Raw genomic sequence first — 15,506 nt, forward strand, 5'->3', positions numbered from 1 at the left:
AATACTTCGGTGTCTTATTCTGCTGCGTCAGGAACGCGTATGATGACAGTCGTTCCTTCATTTTGTTTTGAACTAATGTCTAATTCTCCGCCCAACATGTCCACACGTTCCTTCATGCCAACAAGACCAAAAGAATTCTCGTTCTTTATATTTACATCGAACCCTTTTCCATTATCTTTAATAATCATGATGATATTCTTTTTCTGAATTTGTAATTTCACTTGAATAAGTGTCGGATTGGCATGTTTAATTGCGTTTTGAACAGACTCCTGCATTAACCGGAATAAAGCAACTTCATATTTATCATTCAGACGCTTTTCTTCCCCTAAAAAGACAAAGTCGATGTCAATTTGGTGGAAGTCAATAAGATTTGCAATATATTTCCGGATTGTCGGTATCAGTCCTAAATCGTCAAGTGCCATCGGACGTAAATCATAAATTATTTTTCTTACCTCATAGAGTGATGAACGGATCATTTTTCGTACACTTTGAAGCTCATCTATTGCCGCCTTAACGGAATTCTCATGCAATACCCGCTCGATAATTTCCGAACGGAGCAGAATGTTTGCAAGCATCTGGGCCGGACCATCGTGGATCTCACGGGATAATCTTCTACGCTCTTCTTCCTGCGCTTCAATGATTTTCAGACCGAATGCCTGTTTTTCTTTTGCAGTTTCAATCAGCTCATTAACCTGGAAGAAATCATCTGCAAGATATTGTTCGACCACCGAAATCTTGCTTGTAATCCCTTCCGCTTTATTAATTGTATCATATAGATTAACGAGTCGGCGCTCGATATCGTCGCGTTTTTTTCTTAAGTCTGCTTCTTTCTCCCTGTACACCGTCATCTGTGCTTGTAATTGATGGGTATCCTTGTAGGCCTGATGAATATCATTTTCCGTGTAGCGAACGAAATCTTTACTTACCTCTGCTAGACGCTTCCGAGAAGCCCGCATGTCGATTTCCAAGCGATCGCCTTCTTCTATGTACTCTATTATAAGTCTTTTCGTTTCCTCCAGTTCTTTTTTTAGGGTATCATATTCGTGACGAGCCTGTTCACTAATATTAAAAATTTCATTCTTACTACTCTTGACTACACGAATCATTTCATCGATGACCTGATCAATTGCTTTTTCACTATTTTTGATCAACATCGTTACCACCACCCTGTATGTTATAATATACGCGATACATTTCATTTTTCATAGGGTCTATTCCCTACTTCCACGTTTTCAGAACTTTTTACCTAATATTATCTACCGATATGAAGTACTCTATACAGGGATAAGATTGCCCAAAGAAGATTATAAGGAGTGATTCAATGCTATCACACTATTTTACCGTAAAACAAGAAGGACAGGACGAAATAATCATTCAGAAATCCCGATTTATCGGCTATGTACGTCGTGTCGAAACGGAAGAAGAAGCTCAATCGTTCATCCAGGAAATTAAGAAGAAGCATTACGATGCTACCCATAACTGCTCTTGCTATATGATCGGAGAAAATAATGAAATTCAAAAAGCAAATGACGATGGAGAGCCAAGCGGGACTGCCGGAATACCCATGCTGGAAGTATTGAAGAAACAGAATCTGAAAGATACTGCAGTAGTCGTGACCCGCTACTTTGGAGGGATTAAGCTCGGTGCAGGAGGTCTGATCCGCGCATACGGCAATACGACAAGCCAAGCAATTAAAACGACGGGAATTGTAAAACGAGTATTGATGCAAGGCGTGTCCGTTACGGTCGACTACGGTCTGCTCGGTAAATTGGAAAATGTGCTAAGACAATCTGATCATGTTCTCGAAACGATAAATTATCTGGAGAATGTTGAATTTATCGTTTATGTCGAAGCTGGGGAAAAGGATAATTTCAAAGATTGGATGATAGATTTAACAAATGACCAGGCAGATATCCACTTTACAGATGAAAAATATCTAGAAATCGATGTTGAAAGCACAACAGAATAATTTTCTATTAAAAACAAAAAAGCTCCATTCATTTATTAGAATGCAGCTTTTTTTCTTTACTTGACTAAAGGATGTTGAGATTTCACACCAATATTTGTTGTAAGTTCATTTATTAATGTGCGAATTAATTCTTCAGACGTTTGAATCTTTTCATTTTCAGTTTCGTCGATTATTTTTCTTAACATATTCTTGTACCGCTCTTGCTCACCCATAACTCTATTCCCGCCTTTTCATTGCTTTCAATTCTAGTGTTTTTGAAGTCTAGCGTTGTAACAGTTGTCATTGTAAGCTTTCTCTAGAGGTTGGTGAATCAATGTTATAGCTTACGTACTAGCTTTGGGTTTTTTTAACTTTTCATATAGGACATTATACAACTTTTTTCATAGATTTTCATCTTTTTTCGCAATTTTTATGAGATATCTTAGGGAAAGCTTATTAAAAGCTATTTGGACAGGCTCCTTTTACGAATGATAGTTAGGAGAACCACAGCAATTAAACCACCCATGCTGTCAAGGAAAACATCCCCAATATATGGTGTACGGTTCGGGGTGAACCCCTGATGGATTTCATCCATAATAGCATATGCAACGGTTAGTAAAAAGGCAAGTAATAATTGGATTTTAAATCGCAGACTCGTTGTCCTAGCAAGTGCAATCTTAAACAAACAAGTAAGGAAGAGAAAAACAAATACATGGGCACCTTTTCGAACGAAGAATTCTACAATCCCCTCTACACCATGAGTTTCGATGCTTACAATGGATCCGTTATATGTAAACCGCACCTCATTTACCAATGGTTCGAGAAACCCCAAGTTCACAGATTCACCTAAAAATGGTTTCATATCCTGCTGTTCATATGGCGTAGCGGAAGAATAGAAAATAATGCCCATCCAAAGAACGGGAAGCAGCCAATACCAATATTTTTTATCCAATCGGAAAACTCTCCAATCTATTCACAACGTAACAAAGGTGGAAGTTCCCTTACAGTAAGTTTCCTAGGTCTGGGAGTGTAAAGTTTAATATTTTCTCACTCGCCGTGCTGCAAACTTACTTAGTGAAGAAACATTCCTCGAAAAAGCAGCAAGAAGTAATTCATTTGGGCTTTGCTTGGTGCGGGGAAAATATGGCTACTCTTGGCACGTCAGTTATCTAGAGCATATTTATTTTATAGTATTCCTTGCAGTAAAAAACCATAGTATAGGAAGACACCATGGTTTGCAGACTTTCTTGGATTAATGTAGAGAAAGACGGGGTGACTACTCTGACTCTTGTTCTTTTCTCCATTTATTAAACTCGAGATATTCTTTAAATTGTTTCTTGGAAACTCCTGATTGCATTGCTTCCAACACAATTTCAAGCCATTCCCGGTCCAGATCTTTAATTTCGACTTCATCACTATTATAGAGAAGTTCATTGACAGAAACTCCTAAAGCTTCACTGACTTTCTCAATAAATTGAATGGATGGGTTTGTTTGCTTATTCCGTTCAATCGAACTCAAATATGATTTGGCTACCCCAGCTTTTTCTGCTAATTCTGATATGGACATTTTTTGTTCTGTTCTGAATGTTTTAATTCGTTCACCAAGCAAACCCACTCACCTACTTTCACTCGAATTATATCATATAATAGGTGAGCCTTCTATCCTTTGTTTATTGTTTTAATAATTTCCTTTTGTTCTTCAAGGAAAAAACGCACCTCTTCTTTCTTCAATCCGATCTCTTTCGCCTGTAAGATTAATCCGACCCACTCTAAATCCACCTTCACAGTTTTTTCCGTTTTCTGCACCTTGCCGCCTCCCGTATAAATCAATCCTTTTTGTAGTATCACTTCGTTCGCCCCATTAGTAGGACAGATGAACTGTAAACTGTTGGTTCCTTACTATGTCTATTATACTATATAATTGATTGAATAATTTGACTTCATTTGTCGACTTTTCTTATTCGGGAAACGTAATAGCGCCAGAAAATGTTGGAACTTGCTTCATGCTTCCAAGCGTCTTTTTCTTTCATTCAGGTAGCTTATCAGAGCACCTATAATAAGTAGGAGAAAACCAATAAACAAGTAAGTAAATATATAGGTCGCCGTTTTCGGTAAAACGGAGCCAATCCCTTTACCGGGGTTGGATAAAGAATCGCCCTCTCCTTTAGTTATAGTAGATATCAAACTTTCATCATCTGCAGTCCTTGCTGTAAATTCAAAACGGAAAGCTGCGGTTAAACCTTGATATTCATTCCCTAGTTCTTCCGGGAACTTTAAATCAAACTTAATGATTTCTTCCGTCTGAGCTGTAAGCGGTCGATCAACTACTCCCTCATAATCTTTCAGTTTCCCGTAAAAGACAACTTCGTCCAAATACATAATCCGCAACAATAACCCATTATATAAAGCTGGGTCCCCAACATTATTCAGCTCCATCGTGTAAAAAAGATCTCGCTTGTTATTATTTTTAATGGTAAGAGTTCGGTAGGCAATGTCGCCTGGCTTCATATTCTCCAGTTGATATATTGCTTCGTCCGGGTAACGTTCAATCATTATTTCTTCCTTGGCCGTCTTCCCGCTAACTGTATTCACATCAAAACTCACGAAACATAAAATCAGCAGGAATACGACAGGAAGATGAATATATAATCTCCGTCGTTTCATATACACCTTCCTACTTCTGTGTTTATCTGCCGATTATTTTGCGTCAGCATGCTCACTTTCTTCCTGCATATCGATTCTTCTAATTGCAAGTGTAATTGTAATGAGCGAATAACCAACCATTAAAATACCGGGAAGGACTAAAAATGCTAGCGCACCATTGGGCGATTGGGCAAAGGAGGCGATATAACCGATATATGGAACGGTAAAATCTTCATAACTTGCGACAACATTGGCAGCAAGAACTGCTTCTCTGTCCGGTCCATTATTGTTATCCCCTTTCGTTGTATACAGTGAACCATCCACAGTTTGTTTCACTTCGATAATGCGGTGCGTGACGAGTTTATTTTCTTTTTCCATAAAGGTAATGACATCGCCAACTTTGAGATCATTCTTCTCCTGTTCTTGAAGTGTCTTAACAGCAATAACGGAACCTGTTTGGATTTCCGGCTCCATCGAACCAGATAATACTGTCTTTAGTTGGAATCCTGCGACCTCTGGCGTACCACCTTGTAGTTTCGTCACGATGACTAATCCAGCTACAGCTACTAATAAAGCGATGAGTATCGTGGAAACAATACGATTCAGCCATTTAAATACCGTCTTCATTTTCACTTGCTCCTTCCTCCTCTTTCTCGTCTTCTTCCGGGTTAACGGATTCTTCCTCCACTTCCGGCTGAGAATTTTGTTCTGTTTCTTCGAGCGCTTCTTTCGGTTCCACTGCTTTTGATGTTTTATCTGTCACTTCTTTTGGATTTTTTCTTTTACTTCCCCTATTCGTTGCTCTTCTTCCATGTCTTTTTCTTCTTCAGGTTCATTTTCTTCCACAATAACTTCTTCCTCGGCCTCTGCATGGATGTTACTGACTACTGTATAACTTTCCGTAAAAACAGCCCCTGTTGCCGTGTTCAAATAAGTTAAAGTAAACAATAATAAATACGAGATTAGAACGAGTTTACTAATAAAGAAAAAAAGCCGATGGGTATCTATGAATCTCCTTATGCGGGTCATCCTCACTTCCTTCTCCACCTTTTTTAGTATTTCCCCTTTAATCATCCGCTTGAATTGCTTCAAATGTCCATAAAAGCTCCAGTTGATTACCTTGGAACTCATTTTGATTTTCTTTCGTCTTTTCGAACTCGAATTCAACAAAGACTTGAATCGCTGGAAAATTAGCGGCTATATTCTTCTCTAAGACAATTGGAGTTTTACTTAATTTTTCTAATGACATTGGTTTTTGAAGAATGTTTTTACCATCTACTTCTATCCTCTGCAAGACAATTTGATTAGCAAAGCCATTGTTTTCCTGAGTTCCCTCGCGATTAGAAGTTGTATGTTCGGAATATAGGGTAACCTCCTTCATATCAAGTGTTCCGTTATTTTTCATATTAAAGCTGTGATTAAATGTATCTCCCGGTTTTTTGTTATCAAATTCAAAAAGCACACTTTCATTCTTGGACGTATAGACTGTATAATCAGTTGTTAAATCAACATATTTCATATCGAGAGAACCATTATTTTGCAGCTCGAAGCTACGCGGCATCCAGTCACCTGGCTTGAATTCATTCATTGGTATTTGGACAGTAGGATCTACGTCCAAGTCAATTGTCCCAGCTGCAAATTTATTCGTTTGTTCTGCCGTATCACTAAAATAAGCAAAAGTCCCGCCCCCAATTAATGCCATCCCTAATAATGCTGTTACAGTACCTGAAATTATTTTTTTCTTTAAATTCATGCTTCATTCCTCCTGATATTTGTTGTTAGAGCTTTGCTTCCCCCTCTACAAGGGATAGATTGCCTGTTTATTTCTTCGCCCCCTCCCTCTTTGTTGTATGTATAGTTGTTCTTTTTAAGAATACTTTGTTCTCGTTAAAGAACAACATGACCGTAGTATAGTTCATTTTGCTCAATGAAGAAAACCTTAAAAAAGCCCTTTCGTTCTATATAATGAACACTTTACTTGAATATACTCTCGAATCCTTTAATTTAGTTATCTTTTTATAATTTCATTCCTTTTTATTCAGTAATTTTGATATACTAATGTTAACGTTCAGAATGAGGTGGATTAAATGAAACTTCTTTCTTATTTGCTCATGATTGCCGGAATCGTTGTTCTATTCTTTGGTGGTTATCAGTGGTATACAACAACTACTGCCCAAAGTGAAGCTACAGCGGAAGCTCAAGCAATGATCGATGAGCGCGATCTTTCCCGCAAGACAGAAGCGGATGAATTTGATGCAAACGCTGCGGCAGAAAATTATGATCCAAATACAGGAGAACTAGCTGGGATTCTGCATATCCCTGCACTTGAAGCTGATTTACCTATTATTGAAGGAACCCATGAAGATGATCTCGCCCGCGGTGTTGGGCATTACCGGGGAACAGCTTATCCGTTGCAGAATGAACAGATTGTTCTTTCCGGTCACAGGGATACAGTCTTTCGTCGGATGGGTGAATTAGAGATTGGTGATCATTTAGTGCTTAAGATGGATTATGGTGACTTTACCTATGAAATAAAAGAAACGAAGATTGTCGATGCAGACGACAGAACAATTATTGTTCCACACGGCGAAGAAGTGCTTACCCTTACCACTTGCTATCCTTTCAACTTTGTCGGCTATGCGCCAGACCGTTACATTATGTATGCATATCCTGTAAAAACCCAAGATGAGTGAACGCATCTCGGGTTTTTATTTTTGTTCTATATTGCCGCCGACATATCCCCACATATTTTACCAATTTTCATGTAAATTCTTATGGACGAAATGGACTAATTCGGCTATAATTTTATACAGTAAAAGAGCTTAAAACTGGTTAAGGACTTTATGTCCTGTTTTCATGAGAAAAATCGCTTTCTCTGTTAACAGTGACAGAGAACATTATACATTAGAGGAGAATTTACAAGTGGCAAGAATGCAGAGAAGTAGTGGGAAAAAGAGACGGAAATGGCCATATTGGGTTGGTGGAATTTTATTATTGTTTATCCTTATAATCGGAGGGGGAGCTTTTTATGTTTATAGTCAGCTTGGCAGTGCTGTAAATACAATGCATACCCCGCTGGCAAGAGACGAGGACCCGGAACGCCAAAAGGAGCTGAAAGGATTACTTGATGAAAAAGACTCGATAAATATGTTATTACTTGGAGTCGATGAACGTCCTGGTGACCGCGGCCGATCCGACACCATGATTTTAATGTCCTTGAATCCGAAAACAGACTCGATGATCATGCTAAGTATTCCAAGGGATACGTATGTGAATATTCCTGGTCGAGGAATGGATAAAATCAACCACGCTTATGCTTTTGGTGGAGTAGAGTTAGCGGTGCAAACGGTGGAAGAAACGTTCGACATTCCAGTTCATGTATATTCACGTGTAAACATGGAAGGATTTAAACAAGGTATTGATGCGATTGGCGGAGTGACAGTGAATAATAATCAGAGCTTCTCCCAGGGCGGCTCCGATTTTTCTGAGGGAGCGATTCACTTAAATGGTGAACAGGCACTTGATTACATTCGTATGCGTAAACAAGACCCACGTGGAGATATGGGGCGGAATAACAGACAACGGGCAGTAGTTGCAGCTGCTATGGAAAAGGGTGCAAGCTTCTCCAATATTACTAAATTTGGTGAGATCCTTGATATTTTAGGCGGAAATGTTCAAACCGACCTTGACATGAAAAAAATCCAGAAGCTTTTCACTGGGTATCTAGGAACAAGACATAATATAGAAACACTTGAAATTGAAGGTTCTGGTTCAACCATTAATGGTGTCTGGTACTATGTCGTACCAGATTCAGAGTTCGACCGGATTAATTCCGAGATCCGAAATCATATGGAAAGTTAAAAAAGAACGCCTAGGGGGTCTCCTCTAGCGTTCTTTTCCTAATTTGTGACATTTTTTTCATGGTTTTTTCTCTATAAACGATACTTACATGATGATATACTAGATATATATGACGAATCAGGGGGCGGAGTTATTAAAATGAAGCGAACTTTTCTATTAATTTTTATTGTCTTAGCTTTAGTTGCGTGCTCCAAGGAAGACGATGTTTCACCAAATGAACGTTTTTCTACTTTTACTTCCTATTGGAGTGAGCAGGAATTTGAAAAGCTTTATGATATGTTCAGCAAAGAAACGAGATCGGACTTTTCAAAAGAAGACTCCATCGAACGATTTAAAAAGATCTATGAAGATTTAAGTATTAAAGATATCGAGATTACGTTTGATGAACTTTCCGATGAAGAAATTCAAGCAGTAAAAGAGGAAGAAGATCCGAGTGTGGTCCTTCCATTCACTCTTGAAATGGAATCTCTCGCAGGACCGATCAGCTTTGATTATGAAGCTACCCTCGTTCAAGAAGCTATTAGCGAGGAAGATGATGCCGGATTAAACTGGTTTGTTAAGTGGGATGCTGGTTTTATCCATCCGGAATTACAGGATGGCGGGGAAATTGGAATTCAATCTGTAGAGCCACAACGCGGTGAAATCCTCGATAGAAATCAGATGCCGCTAGCAATGAATGATACTGTTTATCAAATTGGTATTAAGCCAGAGGATTTAGAGAATCGGGAACAATCCATAAAACAGATTGCGAGCATTTTAAATATGGATGAAGAAAAAATTAACGAAGCACTAGATGCTGCTTGGGTTGAGGATCATTTATTTGTCCCCATTACAACAATCCTTCCGACAAATGAAGACACTTATAATCAACTAATGGCTATTCCCGGTGTGCAGCGAAAGGAATTAACCGGTCGAATATATCCTGGCGGTGAAGCAACTGGGCATTTGGTTGGTTATATCGGAAACGTTACAGCAGACTTTCTGGAAAAAACAGACAGTGATGAGTACGGACCAAATGATCAAGTTGGCCGTCGTGGTTTAGAGCAACTTTACGAGGAGCAGCTGAAGGGTAAAAAAGGTGTCACTGTTAGCGTCCGTAAAGAAGATGGAAATGAAGTGACCATTGCTGAAAAACCGGTTGAAAATGGAGAAACCATTCAACTTACTATTGATATTAATGTTCAAGAAAAAATATTTGACAGCTATGGGGATGATACAGGTACTACAGCAGCGATCGATCCAAAAACCGGGGAGACACTCGCACTTGTGAGCGCACCTTCCTTTGATCCGAATGAAATACTATATGGAACTTCCGGCAACACATGGGATAAATTAGAGAATGATCCAAAACAACCTCTTCTCAACCGGTTTGCCGCAAGTTTTGCGCCGGGTTCCGTTCTTAAACCAATAACGGCAGCTGCTGGCATCCACGCAGGTACCCTGGACCCTGATGAAACGTTTGAAATTGAAGGGTTACAGTGGAGTAAGGGGGAAGAATGGGGAAATTACAAAGTTACACGGGTATCAGAATCTAATGGTCCTGTTGACTTAAGAGATGCCCTCCTCCGTTCAGACAATATTTACTTTGCCATGCAAGCAGTAGACATGGGAAGTGACGTTTTTACAGAGGAATTTAAACGGTTCGGCTTTGAGGAAGAACTTCCTTACGAGTATCCGATCGCAGGTTCAACCCTTTCAAACAGTGGTGAATTAACGGATGAAGTCTTGCTTGCGAACTCCAGTTACGGTCAAGGAGAACTGGAAATGAGTGCCTTGCATTTAGCCACTGCGTATACCATGTTTTTAAATGAAGGGAATATGTTGAAACCTACCTTACTGCTTGAAGAAGAAACAGGGCAAATCTGGAAAGATAAGCTTATTACAAAGGAAGATGCGAAGTTGATCGATGATATTCTTCGTGCAGTCGTTACAGATGGAACGGCACAACAAGCGAAAGATGCGAATGTTCCACTTGCAGGAAAAACGGGAACGGTCGAATTAAAATTGACTGCCGAAGCGGGTGGATCCATCAATAGCTGGTTTGTCGGATATCCGCATGATTCACATGATATTTTAATCGCAATGATGATGGAAAAAACGGAAGATAAACCGAATGGCTATACCGTTGAAAAGTTTGTTGAAGTGATTAACCAGCTTTATCCAGACCAAGATGATCAAGATTAATAGCAAAAGCGGAAGAAGACTACTTGTAGAAGCTTACTCAAATAGTAATACATTTGTGCGCAGAGCAGATGTTGCTGCAATAAACTCCTAGACGATTAAAAAAAGCTGGCAGAGAAAATTCTCTGCCAGCTTTTTCATTGTTGATCCATATTCTTTAAGACCGTTGCCATTGCTTTAAATGTTTCTTCATCCCTCTCGTCCAATGCTTTATCAATAAGCCGCAGTATGTTTTGACGTTCTAATTCTGCAATAATTGCTGTATAATCTTCACGTTCTTCTGCTTCTATTTCATTTTGGGCACTGAAGTAATATGGCCTTGCAATATCATGGATTTGTTCCAGGAACTCAGGTAAAGTAATGAGCTTCACCATTGGGACATTGACAATTTCTTTTCCATTCTGAAAAGCAAATACCGCATCGATATTCTCAATCTTTTCAGTGCGGCGGTTAACGCGAATTTCATTTGATTCCACAGGGATAAATTGATAAACCTTGTTCTTAATAATGACCGAAAAATATTGATAAGCCAAAATAATCCGAACAAAGTTCTTCTCATTCTTAATGTAATAAGGTTTCAACATTTTCAACGTTACCATAACTTCACCACCCTTTTTTAATGTCCTATCCTAATTTTCAGTTAATTAATTGTAACCGATTTCATTAAAAAACACAAGGGTAATTTACTAAAATATTTTTGCAGAATAAAAAAAGTACAGACCTGATCACCATTCAGGTCCATACTTTATTTATTTTTTTAATGGTTTTTCCGCGGGACCTTCGATTACTTTCCCCGTATAATCGAATCTAGAACCGTGACAAGGACAATCCCAAGTTCGCTCCCCTTTATTCCAGTTGACCTCACACCCTGCATGTGTGCAAGTCGTGTCAACAATATGAAGGTTCCCTTGCTCATCCTTGTAGGCTCCTTTTCTTTGACCATCCAACGTCACGATTGCCCCTTCATCATTCGAAAGCGATTCCGGGGTTCGCTCCGGTCTTTCGAGCTTTCCTTTTACAAGGCTCGTTACGACTTTCTTATTCACTTCCACGAGAGATGGGATACTTGCTTTTGCATGGAAGCGAGACGGAGTGTACAACTCTTCATATTTATTTTTCTGTCTTAACACATAATCACGGAAAAGTTTTGCTGCAACAACGCTGTTTGTCATTCCCCATTTACGGAATCCGGTTGCAACGGTCACATACGGATGGTTTGGAGTGAGTTCTCCAATGTAAGGCACTTTATCCAACGTTATTAAATCTTGGGCTGACCAACGATAAGGAATATCCTCCACTTCAAATAATTGGTCACCAAAATCTCGCAACGATTCATAGAGCTTATTCGTTTCTGTTTCCTTCCCTGTCTTATGGGTCATCCCGCCAATCAGAACCATATCTTCCCCGCCGATTGTTACACTTCGGAGCGAATGTACAGGTGGATCGACTTGAAGATACATCCCCCCTGGAAAGGTTTTTTTCATTTTTGCCGCGATGATATAAGAACGTTCAACATCCATGCGAGCTGCGTATAACCCGAGTCCTTCATGAAATGGAAAATGGCTTGCGACAAGTATATGTTTACTTAAAATCTGTGCACCATTCCTCATAACAACCTTCTGATTTTCACCTTTTTCAACTTTCACCGCAGTTGTATGCTCATAAATTCTCACATTTTTTTCCTTGATGATATGAAGCAGATGTTGTAAAAATTTTACCGGATGAAATTGTGCCTGCTCCTTCATGACCAAGGCATTCTTAATTGGAATCCCAAGCGGAATATCTGTCGTGAGGGTACCAGGAATCCCTAAGCGTTCATATGCTTTAGCTTCTTTTTCCATTTTAACTGCATATTCTTCAGTCGTTGCATAGAGGATTGCATCTTGTTCTTTGTAATCACAAGCAATATTCTGCTCTTCAATGGTTTGTTTTATAAATTGCTTGGCAGCTTCGTTGGATTCATAATATAGTTTGGCATTTTCCACTCCAACATTTGTTATTAATTCATCATAAATCAAACCATGTTGAGACGTAATCTTAGCCGTCGTGTGTCCCGTCGTGCCATTCATCAAACGTCCGGCATCTATTATTGCGATGCGCAGTCCTTCATTTGCTAATAGATACGCTGCAGTAATCCCTGTAATTCCTGCGCCAACGATCGTAACATCTGCTTTGATATCCTCTTTAAGTTGAGGATATTCTGGGAGTGTGTCATTATTTTTTAACCAGTAGGATTCTGGATATTCTGGAATAGTATGGCCCGTCATATGCTTTGTCCTCCAACTTGTCTGTTTTGCTTAGTTTGCCCAAGGATTAGAGTTTTAACCAAGTTTCGCCTGGAGGTTGTTGACACTTTCCGTTATTTCCATCTGATCGAACGGCCTCTTCGTATCTTGTGCGACGATTTCAGCACCTTCCATTTGGAGGGCGGCCACCCCTTTTTTCATGTAGCTCTTATATTGCTTTGTCAGGTTCTCAATTTCTTCTGCATATCTTTCATCCGTTCCTGGTGTAACGGTTTCCTCATATAAATCAATGACTTTCTCTCTAGATTTGTCAATTGGTTCAAATGCGTGCGGGTCCGTACTATCAAATAAACAGAACTTTAGTTCCGGCACAAGTACCATATCAATACTATTCGGGTCAAAGCTGCAGTGATATAATTCAAGATCCAACCCGCGCTCAAGACATGCTTTTACAATTCTTTTCATAAATGTCGATTTTCCCGTGCCCGCTCGACCTTTAATGTGATAAATCAGATCAAGTTCTGAAATCAGATTAGGCACTTCATTTACGACACCATCCATTGTGTTCGTGCCGAAAAATCTGCGGTAAATATAAGGCTCACGAGTTTCATTCACATGATCCGGAAGCAGTTCATCGATATATTTCTTTGCTAAATCATCTGCCTTCTCGAAATCCATTTCCTTGATAAAAACTTGCTCGAGTTCATCATGAATACGCAACCCTTTTTTAAATAGATCATATGCTTGATTCGTAAATGGACATTCCCGATTACCCAAGATGGCGAGCTGCTTATCCCTAAAGATCACCCCTTCAAGATACTCTGCACTGATTGGGCTTTTCAACACTTCAATCGGAGTGTCGTCTTTATTCTGTTCGATTAATTGCTGTAATATCGCTGTATTCACTCTATAGGATGGATTGTCGAGTTGAATCACTTCTTCTATTCCATGCAAATTAGTCGCTAAGCTGTCAATATAACCTTCTGCTGTATTTCCGGAAACATAATATTTTTTAAGCTTCAAGAGAATCATCCTTTACTAGCCTGATATCTTTAGTTTATGCATGATAAAGTCCCAGGTGATAATCGACTTACTATAGTTTTAAGTCTACCCTACTAATCGATTTTAATAAGGCATATAACAATCCTACTTCAATCGGATAAAGAACAATCGCCTTCACCATCCGCGGTCCAGCAAAAATGGGGCTTCCAAACATAATATTCAACCAAATCGGTGTTAGGATTAATGTAATTACAATGGTAACAACCAAGTTAGCTAACGCAATCCGACTGAGTGTGACGGGTTTCTTATAAAGAAACCATCCAAATAATAAGCCGATTAACAATGAATTAAATGTAAACCCTGGGAAAAAGAATCCCGCAGGCCGTAACACAAAGCCAATAATATCAGCAACAACAGAAGCAATTCCTGCATTCACTGGTCCGTAAAGATAGGCTAGTACTGCAATCGGCAAAAAGGCAAAGCCAATTTCCAGTAAGGTACCAAATGCTAAAGTAAATTGATTTAATACTAAATTGATTGCAACTAGTGCGGCTGTGATTGTTAACATTTTCGTCGGGGTCTTCGTCTCTGTCCTTGACATTTCTTTATGTTCCTCCATGTTCACACACTTCCTGACTTCGAAATAATAAGATAATCTGTCCCCGTATCATAACTCAAATTCATTCGTTCGCCAACTGCTCTGCCTCGATCTCTTATTGCACACTTAAATAATATTAACTTTTACTTTAACTTTATTTATCTTTATGTTAAGATATATTTAAATAATAAAAAATGAGGTGAAAGGATGGAAATGAATAACGTTCCCGCCTGGATATTAGCTTTAGAAACGGAAGACATCGAATTCATCAAAAACTTTGTCATTCACTCCGGTTCCTTAAAAGAAATTTCCAAGCTCTATGATGTCTCGTACCCTACTGTAAGAATCCGGCTCGACAGATTAATTGAAAAGATTAAGATCAATGAGAAAGTAGAAAACGAGGGCTTTATCAAATTTATTAAACAACTATCGATTGATGATCGGATCAACTTAGAAGAGGCGAAATTAATTATTGATAAATATAAGCAAGAAAGGAATGAAGTTTAATGTTTGGTTACGGAATTTATGATGTATTTATCATTGCAGCTTTTCTCGGTATACAATATTTCCTTTCAACTAGGAATAATCCCTATTGGGGCGCTCTAATACCCGTTGTTTTTACAACTTGGATGACCATCTCGTTAATCAATGGCAGTATTAATAGTTTATGGTTCTATTTCATCATCCTGATTATCGGACTGCTCTTTCTATTAGAGCAATGGGATCAGGGGAGAAAGTCATTAAAGAAAAAACATGAAAAAGAATTAGAAAAAATGCAAGCACATGATTTGAATTAAATTTATAAATGAGATACTTTCATTTAGCGTAAGTGCGTGCACTTCCTTCTGGAGGTCCGCAGTCCAGACACCTCTCGCTTTCCGCAGGCGGCTGGTGAGCCTCCTCGTACGCTTTGCGTACTGCGGGGTCTCACCTATGCCTATCCTCCTGCAGGAGTCTCGAGGTGTCTGGACTGCTCCGAGAAAAGGCGTGATTTGGATTGCTGTTTAATATTCCAAAAGTACAATCC

The 15,506-nt window shown here is 39.1% G+C and carries 20 protein-coding genes; 6 read left to right on the forward strand and 14 right to left on the reverse strand.

Annotated features, from left to right (window positions below):
• Positions 1-14: 14 nt before the first annotated feature.
• Positions 15-1,154: a sensor histidine kinase gene (locus tag WKU33_RS01660; RefSeq protein ID WP_188856295.1), complete on the reverse strand. Its 1,140-nt coding sequence runs from the start codon at positions 1,152-1,154 to the stop codon at positions 15-17.
• A gap of 167 nt (positions 1,155-1,321) precedes the next feature.
• On the opposite strand from WKU33_RS01660, the gene WKU33_RS01665 reads away from it, so the two are divergent.
• Positions 1,322-1,969 carry a YigZ family protein gene (locus tag WKU33_RS01665; RefSeq protein ID WP_156855620.1) on the forward strand — a complete coding sequence of 216 codons (648 nt, stop codon included), beginning with the start codon at positions 1,322-1,324 and terminating at the stop codon, positions 1,967-1,969.
• 56 nt (positions 1,970-2,025) lie between these two features.
• On the opposite strand, the gene WKU33_RS01670 is transcribed toward WKU33_RS01665, so the two are convergent.
• From WKU33_RS01670 to WKU33_RS01710, 9 genes are all read right to left on the reverse strand, one after another.
• Positions 2,026-2,181, reverse strand: coding sequence for a hypothetical protein (locus tag WKU33_RS01670; RefSeq protein ID WP_188856294.1), 156 nt, complete (start codon positions 2,179-2,181; stop codon positions 2,026-2,028).
• A gap of 230 nt (positions 2,182-2,411) precedes the next feature.
• Entirely contained in the window at positions 2,412-2,900 is a 489-nt protein-coding gene (locus WKU33_RS01675; RefSeq protein ID WP_232334338.1) for a VanZ family protein, read from the reverse strand.
• 324 nt (positions 2,901-3,224) lie between these two features.
• Positions 3,225-3,557: a helix-turn-helix domain-containing protein gene (locus tag WKU33_RS01680; RefSeq protein ID WP_156855621.1), complete on the reverse strand. Its 333-nt coding sequence runs from the start codon at positions 3,555-3,557 to the stop codon at positions 3,225-3,227.
• 50 nt (positions 3,558-3,607) lie between these two features.
• The gene (locus WKU33_RS01685) at positions 3,608-3,754 is read right to left on the reverse strand and encodes an anti-repressor SinI family protein (protein ID WP_229782573.1); all 147 of its coding nucleotides are present in this window, start codon (positions 3,752-3,754) and stop codon (positions 3,608-3,610) included.
• 195 nt (positions 3,755-3,949) lie between these two features.
• Positions 3,950-4,612: a hypothetical protein gene (locus tag WKU33_RS01690; protein ID WP_336253504.1), complete on the reverse strand. Its 663-nt coding sequence runs from the start codon at positions 4,610-4,612 to the stop codon at positions 3,950-3,952.
• Between the two features lie 33 nt (positions 4,613-4,645).
• Entirely contained in the window at positions 4,646-5,218 is a 573-nt protein-coding gene (gene sipW, locus WKU33_RS01695; protein WP_340453006.1) for a signal peptidase I SipW, read from the reverse strand.
• Positions 5,202-5,354: a hypothetical protein gene (locus tag WKU33_RS01700; protein WP_336253503.1), complete on the reverse strand. Its 153-nt coding sequence runs from the start codon at positions 5,352-5,354 to the stop codon at positions 5,202-5,204. The genes sipW and WKU33_RS01700 overlap by 17 nt, the downstream gene beginning before the upstream one ends.
• The gene (locus tag WKU33_RS01705) at positions 5,351-5,683 is read right to left on the reverse strand and encodes a hypothetical protein (protein ID WP_340453022.1); all 333 of its coding nucleotides are present in this window, start codon (positions 5,681-5,683) and stop codon (positions 5,351-5,353) included. Before WKU33_RS01705 ends, WKU33_RS01700 begins: the two co-directional genes overlap by 4 nt.
• Entirely contained in the window at positions 5,658-6,344 is a 687-nt protein-coding gene (locus tag WKU33_RS01710; protein WP_340452871.1) for a TasA family protein, read from the reverse strand. The genes WKU33_RS01705 and WKU33_RS01710 overlap by 26 nt, the downstream gene beginning before the upstream one ends.
• Before the next feature lie 334 nt (positions 6,345-6,678).
• Between WKU33_RS01710 and WKU33_RS01715 the strand changes: the two genes are divergently transcribed.
• The 3 genes from WKU33_RS01715 to WKU33_RS01725 all read left to right on the forward strand — a co-directional run bounded on the left by WKU33_RS01715 (position 6,679) and on the right by WKU33_RS01725 (position 10,636).
• Positions 6,679-7,284: a class D sortase gene (locus WKU33_RS01715; RefSeq protein ID WP_156855622.1), complete on the forward strand. Its 606-nt coding sequence runs from the start codon at positions 6,679-6,681 to the stop codon at positions 7,282-7,284.
• A gap of 163 nt (positions 7,285-7,447) precedes the next feature.
• Positions 7,448-8,452, forward strand: coding sequence for an LCP family glycopolymer transferase (locus tag WKU33_RS01720; RefSeq protein ID WP_340452873.1), 1,005 nt, complete (start codon positions 7,448-7,450; stop codon positions 8,450-8,452).
• 138 nt (positions 8,453-8,590) lie between these two features.
• Positions 8,591-10,636: a penicillin-binding transpeptidase domain-containing protein gene (locus WKU33_RS01725; protein ID WP_340452875.1), complete on the forward strand. Its 2,046-nt coding sequence runs from the start codon at positions 8,591-8,593 to the stop codon at positions 10,634-10,636.
• A 134-nt stretch (positions 10,637-10,770) separates the two neighbouring features.
• On the opposite strand, the gene WKU33_RS01730 is transcribed toward WKU33_RS01725, so the two are convergent.
• The 4 genes from WKU33_RS01730 to WKU33_RS01745 all read right to left on the reverse strand — a co-directional run bounded on the left by WKU33_RS01730 (position 10,771) and on the right by WKU33_RS01745 (position 14,500).
• Positions 10,771-11,232, reverse strand: coding sequence for an IDEAL domain-containing protein (locus WKU33_RS01730; RefSeq protein WP_336253052.1), 462 nt, complete (start codon positions 11,230-11,232; stop codon positions 10,771-10,773).
• 150 nt (positions 11,233-11,382) lie between these two features.
• Positions 11,383-12,900 (reverse strand): FAD-dependent oxidoreductase, encoded by a 1,518-nt coding sequence (locus tag WKU33_RS01735; protein WP_340452877.1) that lies wholly within the window; start codon positions 12,898-12,900, stop codon positions 11,383-11,385.
• A 54-nt stretch (positions 12,901-12,954) separates the two neighbouring features.
• Positions 12,955-13,902 (reverse strand): hypothetical protein, encoded by a 948-nt coding sequence (locus WKU33_RS01740; protein ID WP_336253050.1) that lies wholly within the window; start codon positions 13,900-13,902, stop codon positions 12,955-12,957.
• A 70-nt stretch (positions 13,903-13,972) separates the two neighbouring features.
• Positions 13,973-14,500, reverse strand: a complete 528-nt coding sequence (locus tag WKU33_RS01745) for a folate family ECF transporter S component (protein WP_340452880.1) — start codon at positions 14,498-14,500, stop codon at positions 13,973-13,975.
• A 186-nt stretch (positions 14,501-14,686) separates the two neighbouring features.
• Here WKU33_RS01745 and WKU33_RS01750 point away from each other — a divergent pair, with 186 nt between their 5' ends.
• Together WKU33_RS01750 and WKU33_RS01755 are read left to right on the forward strand one after the other, a co-directional pair.
• Positions 14,687-14,986, forward strand: a complete 300-nt coding sequence (locus WKU33_RS01750) for a DUF2089 family protein (protein ID WP_156855630.1) — start codon at positions 14,687-14,689, stop codon at positions 14,984-14,986.
• Complete coding sequence (locus tag WKU33_RS01755) at positions 14,986-15,276, forward strand: hypothetical protein (RefSeq protein WP_156855631.1); 291 nt, start codon at positions 14,986-14,988, stop codon at positions 15,274-15,276. Before WKU33_RS01750 ends, WKU33_RS01755 begins: the two co-directional genes overlap by 1 nt.
• Positions 15,277-15,506 lie beyond the last annotated feature (230 nt).

This window comes from Oceanobacillus sp. HCA-5259 (assembly GCF_037892815.1).
In the GTDB taxonomy this organism is placed as follows: domain Bacteria; phylum Bacillota; class Bacilli; order Bacillales; family Amphibacillaceae; genus Oceanobacillus; species Oceanobacillus indicireducens.